The organism is Novipirellula artificiosorum (assembly GCF_007860135.1).
Lineage (GTDB): Bacteria > Planctomycetota > Planctomycetia > Pirellulales > Pirellulaceae > Novipirellula_A > Novipirellula_A artificiosorum.
Genome location: NZ_SJPV01000003.1, coordinates 1 through 12,775, shown reverse-complemented (window position 1 = coordinate 12,775; position 12,775 = coordinate 1). Strand labels below are relative to the sequence as shown.

At 56.9% G+C, this 12,775-nt stretch carries 9 protein-coding genes; 7 read left to right on the top strand and 2 right to left on the bottom strand.

Annotated elements, in window-relative coordinates; genetic code table 11:
• Positions 1–26 precede the first annotated feature (26 nt).
• From Poly41_RS09465 to Poly41_RS09455, 3 genes are all read left to right on the top strand, one after another.
• Positions 27–1,286, top strand: coding sequence for a beta-ketoacyl-[acyl-carrier-protein] synthase family protein (locus Poly41_RS09465; RefSeq protein WP_146525848.1), 1,260 nt, complete (start codon positions 27–29; stop codon positions 1,284–1,286).
• Between the two features lie 91 nt (positions 1,287–1,377).
• Positions 1,378–1,638 (top strand): acyl carrier protein, encoded by a 261-nt coding sequence (locus Poly41_RS09460; protein ID WP_146525847.1) that lies wholly within the window; start codon positions 1,378–1,380, stop codon positions 1,636–1,638.
• A gap of 21 nt (positions 1,639–1,659) precedes the next feature.
• Positions 1,660–3,054, top strand: coding sequence for a phytoene desaturase family protein (locus tag Poly41_RS09455; protein ID WP_146525845.1), 1,395 nt, complete (start codon positions 1,660–1,662; stop codon positions 3,052–3,054).
• Between the two features lie 47 nt (positions 3,055–3,101).
• On the opposite strand, the gene Poly41_RS09450 is transcribed toward Poly41_RS09455, so the two are convergent.
• The gene (locus Poly41_RS09450; protein ID WP_146525843.1) at positions 3,102–4,973 is read right to left on the bottom strand and encodes a protein kinase domain-containing protein; all 1,872 of its coding nucleotides are present in this window, start codon (positions 4,971–4,973) and stop codon (positions 3,102–3,104) included.
• A 206-nt stretch (positions 4,974–5,179) separates the two neighbouring features.
• Here Poly41_RS09450 and Poly41_RS09445 point away from each other — a divergent pair, with 206 nt between their 5' ends.
• The 4 genes from Poly41_RS09445 to Poly41_RS09430 are packed head-to-tail and all read left to right on the top strand — an operon-like array spanning position 5,180 to position 10,453.
• Positions 5,180–5,548 (top strand): hypothetical protein, encoded by a 369-nt coding sequence (locus Poly41_RS09445; RefSeq protein WP_146525842.1) that lies wholly within the window; start codon positions 5,180–5,182, stop codon positions 5,546–5,548.
• Complete coding sequence (locus tag Poly41_RS09440; protein WP_146525840.1) at positions 5,545–7,929, top strand: hypothetical protein; 2,385 nt, start codon at positions 5,545–5,547, stop codon at positions 7,927–7,929. Before Poly41_RS09445 ends, Poly41_RS09440 begins: the two co-directional genes overlap by 4 nt.
• Positions 7,926–8,864 (top strand): ABC transporter ATP-binding protein, encoded by a 939-nt coding sequence (locus Poly41_RS09435; RefSeq protein WP_146525838.1) that lies wholly within the window; start codon positions 7,926–7,928, stop codon positions 8,862–8,864. The genes Poly41_RS09440 and Poly41_RS09435 overlap by 4 nt, the downstream gene beginning before the upstream one ends.
• Positions 8,861–10,453 carry an ABC transporter permease gene (locus Poly41_RS09430; protein WP_231615549.1) on the top strand — a complete coding sequence of 531 codons (1,593 nt, stop codon included), beginning with the start codon at positions 8,861–8,863 and terminating at the stop codon, positions 10,451–10,453. Before Poly41_RS09435 ends, Poly41_RS09430 begins: the two co-directional genes overlap by 4 nt.
• Before the next feature lie 84 nt (positions 10,454–10,537).
• Here Poly41_RS09430 and Poly41_RS09425 read toward each other — a convergent pair whose 3' ends face one another.
• Complete coding sequence (locus tag Poly41_RS09425; protein WP_146525836.1) at positions 10,538–11,971, bottom strand: tRNA modification GTPase; 1,434 nt, start codon at positions 11,969–11,971, stop codon at positions 10,538–10,540.
• Positions 11,972–12,775 lie beyond the last annotated feature (804 nt).

The following is a 12,775-nucleotide window of genomic DNA, read 5'->3' as shown; positions in this document are numbered from 1 at the left end:
CCCCTTTTTTGCCGGCTATTGCCAACGTGATTGCCCCGAATCGTGCTTCCCAGCTGCCTGACGACCAGCGAATCGTGATCACCGGCGTCGGCTTGACGGCGCCGAATGGCAACGATTGGGCTTCCTACCGAGACGCGTTGCTTAATCGGCAAAGTGGCGTCCAACCTTATGAGATCCGCTACTTCGGGAAGACGTTAGCGGGGATCTGTGACTTCGACGCCAAACGCTATCAGTCCAAGAAGGACATCCGCCGCGGTACGCGGGCCGGAAGTGTCGGCGTCTATGCGGCCAACGAAGCAATCGCCCACAGCGGACTGGATTGGCAGAATGTCGATCGGTCTCGCGTGGGGATTTACGTCGGCGTGACCGAACATGGGAACGTCGAAACGGAAAATGAGATCTACATCATCAAAGGGTTCGACTACGACACCAGTTGTTGGTCGCATCACCACAACCCTCGCACCGTCGCGAACAATCCCGCAGGCGAAATCGCCTTGAACCTGGGGGTTACCGGGCCACATTATACCATCGGTGCTGCATGTGCCGCAGGGAACGCAGGGCTGATCCAAGGGGCTCAGATGCTTCGCCTTGACGAATGCGACGTAGCGATCGCGGGCGGAACAAGCGAGAGCATTCATACATTCGGGATCTTCGCGAGCTTCAATAGCCAGAACGCGCTCGCGACCCATGAAGATCCGACACGTGCGTCGCGGCCGTTCGACATGCAGCGAAGCGGCATCGTGGTGGCCGAAGGAGGCTGTTTGTACACGCTCGAACGACTCCGTGACGCCAAAGCACGTGGTGCCGAAATCTACGGCGAGCTGGTCGGGTACGCAATCAATACCGACGCAACGGATTTTGTGTTGCCGAATCCAGAGCGACAATCGCAATGCGTCCGCATGGCGCTCAAGCGAGCCGGTTTGGAGCCCGATCAAATCGATGTGGTCAGCACCCATGCGACGGGTACCAGTAGTGGCGACACGCAGGAATGCAAGGCGCTACGTGACGTGTTCGGCGGATCGACGTCGGTTCGGATCAACAATACAAAAAGCTACATTGGACACGCGATGGGCGCAGCCGGAGCGCTTGAATTGGCGGGGAACCTGCCGTCGTTCAAGGATCGTGTCGTCCACCCCACGATCAACGTCGACGAACTGGATCCCGATTGCGCCCTCGACGGCTTGGTGCTGAATGAGCCCCAACAGGTATCGCAAGTCGACTACATCCTTAACAATTCGTTTGGCATGTTGGGGATCAATTCGGTCGTGATCATCGGCCGTCTTTAAGCCCTCTTTTTTCTGAACTCGACGATTGAGATGTGCGGAACAAACGACCGCCGAAATCGTTTCCTTTTGATACCTTGAGTTAACTGAGCAAATGACGCCTGCTGAAATTCGTGAAGAGATTATCGACATCCTCGAAGACATCTCGCCCGATGAAGATATGGAAAACCTTGATGACGAAAAATCCTTTCGTGACCAACTGGAACTCGACAGCATGGATTTCTTGGACATTGTGATGGAGCTGCGGAAGCGACACCGCGTCCAGATCCCCGAGGAAGACTACGGAAATCTCGCCAGTATGAATTCGACAGTTTCCTACCTGGAACCTAAGATGAAGGACATCGTGAAATCCTAGCGGCATTCTTAGGTCAACCTTTTGTACGACACCATCATCATTGGCGCAGGAATGAGTGGGTTGGCCGCAGGCATCCGGCTGGCCCATTTTGACCAACGGGTCTGTGTTCTCGAACGCCACTACACGATTGGCGGACTCAATTCGTTCTACCGACTCGGTGGACGCGATTATGATGTCGGTTTGCATGCGATGACCAACTTCGCCACCAAAGGGACCAAGAAGGGACCACTGGCGAAGTTGATTCGGCAACTCCGTTTCCGTTGGGAAGATTTCAAGTTAGCCGAGCAAAATGGGTCGTCCATTCGTTTTCCAGACGTCTCGCTCGATTTCGACAACGACTTTTCGCTGCTTCAGCAAGAGGTCGCCGAAAAGTTTCCCGACCAAATCGACGGCTTCCAAAGTCTCTGTGCTGCGTTGTTGGATTACAGCGACATGGACGGCAACGACCCCAGCTTCATGCACTCGGCTCGTGAAGTCATGGCGACGCACCTGACCGATCCCTTGCTCATCGAGATGTTGCTGTGCCCGTTGATGTGGTATGGAAACGCGAGAGAAAACGACATGGACTTTGGTCAATTTTCGATCATGTTCCGTGCCTGCTATCTGGAAGGCTTTGGACGCCCCTTCAAAGGGGTGCGTATCATCCTGAAGAACCTGGTGCGAAAATTTCGCGGCCTCGGTGGCGAACTCAAACTGCGAAGTGGCGTTTCCCGAATTCATGTAGAAGCGGGGCGCGCGGTCGGCGTGGTCCTCGACGATGGAACGGAGATCCAAGGCAAACGTGTGCTTTCCTCGGCCGGCAATCTCGAGACGCTTCGGCTGTGTGATGACATCAGCGAAGTCGATGTGGCCCGAGCCGGGAAGTTGTCCTTCATTGAGTCGATTTCGGTCCTCGACAAGATGCCCAAAGAGATTGGGTTTGACCAGACGATCGTGTTCTACAACGACAGCAAAACATTTCATTGGCAACGCCCCGAAAATTCACTCTGCGATGCACGAACGGGCGTCATTTGTTCGCCCAACAACTACGCCTTTGATGCCGAAGAAGGGGAACTGCCCGATGGCGTCGTACGAATCACGACGCTCGCGAACCATGATCGGTGGTGCGGTTTACCCGAGTCGAGGTACGAAGCCGAAAAAGTGATCCAGTACGATGCAGCGGTCGAATCGGCCGTTCGCTTCATGCCCGATTTTCGCCGACATGTGATCGATACCGACGTCTTTACGCCGAAGACCATTCGCCGCTTTACTTGGCACGACAACGGAGCGGTCTACGGAGCGCCCGACAAACAACTCGATGGCACCACGCACTTGCCGAACCTCTTTCTGTGTGGAACCGATCAAGGGTTCGTCGGCATCGTCGGTGCCATTCTCAGCGGAATCAGCATGGCGAACCGACACTGCTTGCAACCCTGAGGGGCCCCCGCATTGCGTGTCATCCCGACGCCGTCGGTACCAAGGCGTCAGTTGCCAAAAACACCAGAATCGTCATCCGATTCCTCGGATTCAATGCGACTGCGTGCCAAGGTCATGAAAATGCTGCGTTCGAGCGACTCGGCCGTGGCATGTCCCTTCGGCAAGTAATCGTTTGCTCCCGCTTCGATGCACCGAGCACAGTACTCGGGGTCGGTGATTCCGGTCATCACGACGAGCGGGGTGGTGGAGCAGAACAGGCGGAAGCGTTTAATCGTCTCCACACCAGCACTATCGGGGAGGTTCAAATCCAGCAAAACCAAGTCAACCTTGGCGCTGTCGTTACCGTTCTGCATGATGCGATGACAGTCGCCAAGCGTGGTCGCTTCGGCGATCCGTAGCGATCGATTGACTCGGCCGAGCATGCGTCTTGCCGCGGCCCGATCGTCGTGATTGTCCTCGACGATCAACACATGGATCGCTCCTTTCCCTTGCTCCTGCCCACCGAGTAGCGATTCTAAAGCAGGAATTACAGACGTCATCGATTCGATTCGATGATCAGGATGATGATCACACAACAGGTCAATCAGCTTTGCCACCTCCTCGCGAACCCCCAACTTTCGCGAACTGAGGAACCGTCGTTTGGAAACAAGGTTCGTGATCTGCTGCCCCACCGTTTTACCAATGACTCGCGTCTGACCGGTGAGCAAAAAGAACAAAGTCGCACCCAGGGAATAAATGTCCGCACGCTCATCGACGTCGTTCTCGTGCAACGCTTGTTCGGGCGACATGAACTCGATGGTTCCGACAAGGTGGTGAGGATTCGTCCTGTATTCTCTGTCTTGATCATCGAGCCCCATGTTTCGGGCCAAACCTAAGTCCGTGATTTTCACAACCCCGTCCGCAGTCACAAGAATGTTACCTGGCTTGACATCACGATGGATCAACCCCTTGGCGTGAGCGTGTTGTAACCCGCGTGCAATCTGAACCGCGTAGTTCAGCGCCGTCGACTCCGGCAGGGGACCATTTCGTTTTACGATTTGGTGTAAATCGCTTCCTGATACATATTCCATCTCGATATAGAACCGAGATCGTATGCGTCCCGAATCGTACGCGACGACAATGTTCTTGTGTGCAAGTTGCTTGGCAATCTCCGTCTCACGCTGTGCGCGACAAATCGCTTTCTCGTTGGCTGCCATCAGCTTCAACGCGACCGTCTCGCCACGCTCCATGTTCATTGCACGGTAGACGGTACTCATGCCACCGCGGCCAATCATCTCCGCGAGCGAGTATTTATCGAAACGAAGCTGATCCTCGCGTCCCCAGTGCAGATGCATTGCTTGGAACTCGGTCAACAAGCCTGCATTGACCACACGTTCCATGGACACGGAGGTATCGGATCGCTTGGTGATAAAGCGCTGCACGCGATCGATCTGCTTTGGCAAAAAAGCCTTACTGTGTTTCATCCGCTCGAGCAAATCTCGCCCAGCAATTTCCGAGACTCGTAGATGCCCGAGGGGATCGCGATCACTATCGACGCTGATCGTTGCCGCCGCGTCGTCTTCGAACGGCAAAGGCAGTTCCCCCATTAAATGCGAGGGATGTAGGTCCACGTTAACGTATTCCTGATACTCTCGTCGCCACACCAACATGGCACCGGTGATGACCGCCATTTGATCCAATCCCTCGATCAGCGTCGCGGAATTCTGTAGCATCAAGGTCGAAACCGACCCCATCACGACCGCCAAGGCGACCAGCTTTGCCATCAACGGTGAAAGAAAACGGGACGCTCCCCAAAGCGACAACAACACGAACGCAGCACCCGCGGTCGTACCGGAAAACCACTGAATCACCACCGCCGCCACGACTGCCGTCGTGACGACCAAGCAGATCAACCATCGATAGATGCGTTCTCGAGACAAAGAACTGGCCGCTTGTGGACGGGGTTCCAATTAGTACGTCAGAGGGCCCTGCCTCAAATTCTAACGCCTCGCGGCCCATGATCCAAGCGTTTGGTAGCGTGAATCGCGAGATTGTAGTGGATTCTGGATGATCGGGACGATCTCCCCTTGTCCTGGCGTGAAAATGATACAATCGCCGTGTGCCACTTTTCCCATCCCTTCTCATCATGCCGCAAACGCCAAACATGCCAGATGCGAAACGGAATTCGTCCCCGGCGTCGGTCCAACCGCTGCTGCGAAGTCGGTTGTTACCTCGCATCTCGTTTCGGTTCGTCTTTGCCTTGACGACCTTTGCTGCGATCGTCGCCTCAGTCGCGCGGGTCGCTGGTGATGGCGGCGCCTTGGCGAAAGCGACGATCGTTGCACTGATCTATCCCGCAGTTTGTTTGTGCACTTCGGTCGTGTTGTTCTTGTTTGCTTGGGCCATTACGACACTTTGGTTCAAAGCCGATGACCAGGACACCTTGCACGGTAACCCCTTTGCCGAAGGCCAATTGCCGCCACAAATCTTGCCGCCGCGGGAGAAGGGCGTATGAAACGACGACCATCTGGGGCAGCTGCCGCGACCTTTCTTGCCGCGTGGAGCATCGTTTTGATGGGGGCCCCGCAGGTTGCCGCTCAGTCGGTACCCGACGATTCGCTGCTCGCGCCGATTCAACCCGTAACGCTGATTCCGACGACCAAGACCAATCGGGTTGGTTTCACCGCGACGATTGCCGCCGGCCGCATTCAAGTCGCCGGTTCCGTGCCCGTCAAAATCGTGGTTCGTTCAACCAGTACGTTTACGGCCGATCGCCAATTGGTGTTCCGCTTCACATCGGACCCTCTGGGGCAATCGCCGCCGAGCAATGGGTTGCGAGTGGATGTGCCGGTGGAGCTTTCTCAGGGCACGCGAATGACCTCGGTGACGCGGTACCTTCCGAAGTGGTCGGTGGGATTGGACTACAGGGTGACCGTTCGCGAGCAAGGGCAAGTGCTAGCCGGTTGTGAAGCGAGTGTTTCGGGACCAGCGGTTCGCAATTCACAAGTGATCACCACGAAATGGCTTGACGCCGAGTACGAGTTCAACTGGGTCTTGGTTTTGGATTCCGAACGGGTTGACGTAGCGAAGCTTCCCGACATTCGCGCGCTGCTCCACGTGCGCCGCGATACTTTTTTTGTCAACGAAACCCGTGCCCCGCGAGAGGAGTTGACGTATTGGAAGTTGTTGCTTGAAAGCGAGGCATTTCGTGGAGCGTTTTCTGTAGCCGGACAGTCCGAATTGCCGACCGACTGGCGTGGGTATCAGGCCTTGGACGTCATCATTCTCAGCCAAGCTTCCTTACAGGCTACTAAACGAAACGGGCGTTACAGCGCAATCCGCGACTGGGTGCTCGCGGGTGGATCGATCGTGCTTTACGACGCCGATTCGCTGCAAACGTTCGTCGATTCGTTGCAGCTAGTATCGGAACCCAGCGAGTGGATTGCCAGCGCGAAACGTGAGGTGATCAACGACCGGATAAGGCAAATCAAGGGGCTGCGGACAGACGTGGCACGACAAAGATCGGAATTGAGCAAGTACATCGCCAACGACCCGAACATGGATCCGACGATTGCCTTTGGCTTGTACACGGGCATGTCAGCGCCGAATCAACCGAACGATCGAAGTCCCGAAGAACAGATCGCTTGGCTCGATGCCCAGCTCGCCAAGCTGACGGAAATCTTGAATCGAACCGGCAAACAGTGGGACGAATCGATGTGGGTCCGCCCTCTTGGCACGGGCTTTGCCATCGGCTTTCCAAGCTCGGACTCAGCGCCGTTCCCGGGAGTCATGCAATGGAAAATTGTCGACCAGCTGCTTGATTTTCGATCTTCACCGATGCTGCGTCGAGGCGCCGACCCGATCCTTGGTGACAATCGGTTTCGCCGTTGGATGATTCCGGGAGTCGCCCAGCCGCCGGTCTACACGTTCATCGGTCTGTTGACCTTGTTCGTCATCCTTGTCGGCCCGGTTGCCTATCGCAGCACGTCCCGCCGAGGGCGAAGCTATTTGATGTTCTTGATTGCGCCGGTGCTTGCCATTGTTACCACCGTTGCAATGTTTGCCTACGGCATCGTGGCGGATGGCTTTGATACGATCGCCCGAGTGCGTCAGTTGACGTGGATTGATGGAGCGACGGGAGACGCCAGCGAACGGGTTCAGGCGACCTACTTTGCTGGGGTTCGACCGGCCGACGGAATGACCTTCCCTGCGTCGGCAGAAGTTGTCCGTTATCCCGATGGATTGTCAGGTGATTGGGAGGATTTGAACAAGCGGCCCCCCGAAACGTTGGGGACGGTAACGATCACCAACGAAGCACAGGTGTTCGACAAAGCGTTTTTACCATCGCGGCAACAACGCCAATTTGTCACGCACCGCCCGCGCGCCGCGGTGGGCAGTTTGCAGTTAACCCTCGAAGCGGCCGACACCGATGTTCAGGTGGGCTTTGTGCGAAATGATTCGATCTATGAACTTCGCCGCTTGGTGGTGCGTGGCAATGATGGAAAATACTGGACCAGTGAACGGGTTGCAGCCGGATCCTCGCGAACACCGGTCTACCCCCTTGCATCCAAAGATGCATCCGAAGCGATCGCGAAGATGTACAACGAGTTCCGAGCCATCGGGGAAGATAGTCGCCGCCGCTCTTCTCGATCGTACCGTAAGTCCACGCGAGATCTGATCAAGGTCGTGAACGAAGGCTTGTCGTCGCAAACCCGTTCGACATCGTTTGTCAACGAAGGGTCGTTCGAGCAATGGCTAGGGCGGGCACTGCAAATCGAGGGGCAATTGCCGCATTCCCATTTTGTCGCGATGAGCGACGTGACCCAGGATGCCGTTGCGGTTGAATCGGCGCGAGTCGTCGACAGCGTGCACTACGTTTTCGGGACACTTCCATGAGCGGCGACTGTATCGAACTGAGACGTCTGCATCGTTTCTTTGGGAAAACCAAAGCGGTCGATGACATTTCCTTTTCGGTGCCGCGAGGCCATGTGTTTGGCTACATCGGACCCAACGGCGCTGGCAAAACAACCTCGATGCGAATTTTGGCGACATTGGACCTGCCCAGTTACGGGGACGCCTACATCGATGGTTTTTCGGTCGTGAACGATCCCGAGTTGGTCCGCCGCCGGTTGGGGTTCATGCCCGATGCGTTTGGGACCTATCGCGACGTCAATTGCAGCGAGTACCTCGACTTCTTTGCTCGTGCGAATGGCTTGGTCGGACGCCAACGAACTCAACGCCTCGCGTGGGTGCTTGATTTCACCGGGACTCGAGGCTTGGCCGACAAACCGATCCGCGGACTCAGCAAAGGGATGAAGCAGCGGCTCTGCCTCGGCCGCGCGTTGATTCACGACCCCGCCGTGATGATTCTCGACGAGCCGGCTGCGGGGTTGGACCCGCGAGCCCGAATCGACCTGCGTAAAATGATCCGTGAACTTGCCGATGGCGGCAAAACGATTCTCATCAGCAGCCATATTTTGACCGAACTCGCAGAGATGTGTGACTCGGTCGGCATCATCGAACAAGGGCATTTATTGGCCACCGGCAGTGTCGACGGGATCCAACGTCAACGGGCGCAACAGCGTGAATTGACGATCCGTTTCCTGGACCGCATCGACCAAGCGGCTGCCCAATTGCAAACTCGACCGGGCGTCGGCAAGCCGATCATGGACGGTCATTGGCTGCGATTCGAATTCGAGGGCGAGGCGGAGGAACAGGCCGACCTGGTCGCATGGATTGTCGGTCAAGGATTCCGAGTCACCGAAGTCGTGTCGCACAAGAAAAGTCTCGAGGACGTCTTCCTCCAAGTCACCGAGGGGCTGGTCCAATGAGCGAAGCAGTCCATATGCCGGCACCGGCTCAAGACGCAGGGCCCCGCGCTGCATCGACGTGGTGGCAGCGAATCGATCAGTGGTCCGAACGCGCGGGCGATCACCTCAATCCGATCTTGGTCAAAGAGACTCGGCAAGCACTCAAGAGCCGGCAATTCGTCGTCACCTTTTCGGTCTTGCTGTTTGCCGCGTTGGCTTGGACGGTGGCCGGAAGCTTATCGCAAATGCCCCAAATCTATACCACACCCTCGGCAAGCCGGCTGCTGATCGGCTACTACATCGTGCTGGCCATTCCGATGTTGCTAGTCGTTCCCTTGGCCGCGTACCGATCGCTTGAAGGGGAAATTGATGACGGAACGTTGGAGCTATTGTCGATCACCGCACTCAGCCCATGGCAGATTGTGCTGGGGAAGTTGGCTAGCGCCTCGTTGCAAATGATGTTGTACTTTGTGGCCCTGTTCCCCTGCATGGCCTATGCCTACACGCTTCGCGGCGTCGATTTGCCTACGACGTTGTTGATTGTCGCCATCTTGGTGGTGTCGGCTCTGGTGTTGACCGTGGTCGCTCTGTTTCTCGCACCGCTGGCGAGAAGCCGGACCGGGCGAATCATCACGCTGCTGTTGTTGGTGGGCATCTTGGTGATCGCCGAATATGGCATCGGCGCGATGGTGATTGGCATGATCGTCTACGGAATTCCTTTTGCGATGCCGCTGGTGTTTTTCTTGGTGATGACGACGTTGCTCGTTTCGCTTTCGCTCAGCCACCTATTGCTTGCGGCAACCGCAGCCCAATTGACGCCTGAAAGTGAGAACCGATCCACCCACCTGCGGATTTCGATGATGGTTGTCACGATGACTTTGATCGGCATCGCCACCTACGCGACCGAATCGATGCCAAGAAACGACGCCTCGACCGTGTTGAGCCTGGTCGGTGCTGCACTGCTGGTTTTCTGGGTCGTTTGTGGCAGCCTGATGGTGGCGGAGTCCTCCGTGACGACACCGCGGATTCGTCGCGAGTTGCCGCAGAGCTTTTTCGCGCGCGTGATGTTGACCTGGGTCACCCCAGGCCCCGCGACGGGCTTGGTCTTTGCAACCGTGAACATCCTCGTCGTCACGGCATTTACCCTATTTACGATCCGCAACACTCTGTCGCCAACGTGGTCGTTCGCCGGCGGGCAATTGCAAGCGCTGACTCGGCTTTCCGTCTTGTTGGCAGCCTACTTGATCGGCTTTTTGATCGCGGTCCGCTGGCTGATTGCGGTCGTACGCATTCGAAACAACCCAAGAGTTGAGATTGGCGTTGCAGGTTTGATTGCCGTGCTGGTGCTGTCCTCGCTGATCCCCTATTCGATCGGCATGCATCTGAACGATTACCGACCCTTTGCCTACTCCCGATGGCAAATCACCAATTGGGTCTGGACCTTAGGTGAAGCGGCCCCGAGCGGCGCTGTCGACTGGACGGAGATCGGCATCGTTGTCGCCGCCGTGGTCATCGCCTTGATCGGATGCCTGTTGACCATGCCCCGAATCGTCTTGCCTCGTCGCACGGCGACCCCCGAAAAGGTCCAACAAGAACTTGAGACAGCCTAGCCCGCTGGCAAGACTTCGTCGGATAACGGATGTCGCGCCGGCGGGGCGGAACTTCATGCAGACGGACCAACACCCCTCGGCTCGCTATTTGCCAATACAGAACCGGCTAAACACGCGGTCCAAAATGTCGTCGGTGTAAACGGCTCCTGTCACTTCGCCGACACAATCGGCTGCGATCCGCATCTCCGCAGCAACCCATTCATGCCCCTCACGGCGGCTCACCAAGTCGATCGCGGCGGCAACCGCCTGTTCTGCCTGCAACAACGATTGGCCGCACCGTGCCGCAGTCCCGATCACGGAACCTGATTCCTCCGCATCGTAGGATTCCAAGAACTCAACGACGCGACTCTTGAGCACTTCGAGGCCTTCGCCCGTGACAACACTCGTGTAAATCCAGTCGCCGCAAGCCTTTGCGGGATCCACCAAATCGGCCTTGGTCGCAACCCATAGATCCAATGCATGTCGCTTCCCTCGAACGGCATGCGAGCGAAGAGACTCACGCATCGATTCCAACTCAGCGATCGATCGACACTGCGAAGCATCCACGCACCACAATCGCACATCGGCCGACTCTGCAGCCTGGACCGCGTGATGCTGTGATGCCAACGAAATGGCCGCTAACTCATCCTCATGACGCTGAAGCTCCACGCTTCCCGCTGCTGCGGACTCGTTTCCCGCTGCTGCGGACTCGATTCCCGCGGTGTCCACCAATCGAATCGGATGACTCCCAAAGTGGGTTTCGACAACGATCGCGTCTCGCGTGGTCCCCGCAACATCGGCCACGATCGCAACCGCCTGTTTCGAGAGTGCGTTGATCAAACGGCTCTTGCCCGCGTTCGGATTGCCGCGAAGCACAAGGGTCGGTCGCGAATCACTGCGGATACGGCTGCCCATCCGTTGACGCGTCGCTGCGAGCTGATGCCGACAATCGGACAGACGTTCAAGCAACCTTCGGTCGCTAATGAACTCGATGTCCTCGTCAACGAAATCGAGCCCTGCTTCCACATCGGCGATCAAGTTGAGGATCGTGGCACGGGTTTTCTCGAGTGGCCGCGATAGATTTCCCGCTAATTGGCGAAGCGCCTGGTCCAGCGATCCGCGATGCTCGGCCTCGATCACCCCCAACACCGCCTCGGCCTGGGTGAGATCCAACCGACCCGCGATGAACGCTCGCATCGTGAACTCGCCCGGCCGCGCCGCGCGAGCACCCGCCGCCGTCAACATGCTAACCAAGGCCTGCAGCACCGGTAGCGATCCATAGGTATGGATCTCCGCACTCGGTTGACCGGTGTAGCTCTGGCTGCGGGGCCACAACAAGACGGCTGAATCCACCACTCCAATTGGGGGTCCCACGTCAATCGCATACTCCGCTGCGCTGGCCCGCCGCAAACTCGCGAAACCCAAGCCCAAGGATTCGAGCACCGACAGCACTTGCACGCCCGACAAGCGGACAATCCCGCGCTCGGCTGGCTCCGTCGGTGAAGCGATGGCAACAATGGTCTCTTCAAAATCGAGCATCGCCGTAAACCGAAAGCGGGACGGATTGTCAACAGGAAGCGAGCATTGTAGCGGTACCGCCGAATCGATCCGAGCCGCCAACCAAAACGATCACGCAACGTTCTGGCTCCCTTCTGCCCGCGTGAGCGGGCAGAAGGGTCGGGGGTGAGGGGCTTTCCGCACACCGATTGCGGACCGACTTTTTGGTTCGATCACGCTGCTGCCACCCCCTCATCCCCAGCCCTTCTCTCCCGAAAAGAGGTCGTCCGGTTTTTAAGTTGTGACTAACTCAGTGTTTCGGTATCCAACCACCCCTGCCCGCGCAGAGGTCGTGCAGTTTTTTAATTTGTTGATTGAAAAAGACTTACAAGATTTACCTCTCCCTCTGGGCTCGTTGTACCGCGCATCTCGGGTGGTGTCTAATACATCTGCGGGGAAGGTGACGAGATTTCGCTCTGGACTTTCGACAAACCGCTGCGAATGATAGTTGCCTTGCGTTTCGCGCTGGTGCTGCGAACATGGGAAAGCCTGTTGCACGGAGGTGCGGTTCATGGGTGCGGTGGCTCTCGGACTCCTCGGTCAAAAAACCGGCTCATCCGACCGAAGCGCGCGGAACCCAGACTCAAGGTTTTTTGGAGGTATGGCTCCGGTGTCCAATGATCTCTTAGAAAAGAGTCCCCGACGGTCGGTCGTCCGCAGGGAACCAGTAGCACCCTTGGCGCACCGTCGACCGGGATATCCCTTGTCAAGTTGCACCTCTGCAGAGCTCGACTCCGTTTCTACCGGCAACTGCACGATAACAAGTGAAAATAGCTCCTGCCAGCA

What these genes read in the sequence shown, in the direction of transcription:
- Poly41_RS09435 (WP_146525838.1), top strand. Translation starts at nt 7,926, where the DNA reads ATGAGCGGCGACTGTATCGAACTGAGACGTCTGCATCGTTTCTTTGGG.
- Poly41_RS09440 (WP_146525840.1), top strand. Translation starts at nt 5,545, where the DNA reads ATGAAACGACGACCATCTGGGGCAGCTGCCGCGACCTTTCTTGCCGCG.
- Poly41_RS09445 (WP_146525842.1), top strand. Translation starts at nt 5,180, where the DNA reads ATGCCGCAAACGCCAAACATGCCAGATGCGAAACGGAATTCGTCCCCG.
- Poly41_RS09425 (WP_146525836.1), bottom strand. Translation starts at nt 11,971, where the DNA reads ATGCTCGATTTTGAAGAGACCATTGTTGCCATCGCTTCACCGACGGAG.
- Poly41_RS09460 (WP_146525847.1), top strand. Translation starts at nt 1,378, where the DNA reads ATGACGCCTGCTGAAATTCGTGAAGAGATTATCGACATCCTCGAAGAC.
- Poly41_RS09430 (WP_231615549.1), top strand. Translation starts at nt 8,861, where the DNA reads ATGAGCGAAGCAGTCCATATGCCGGCACCGGCTCAAGACGCAGGGCCC.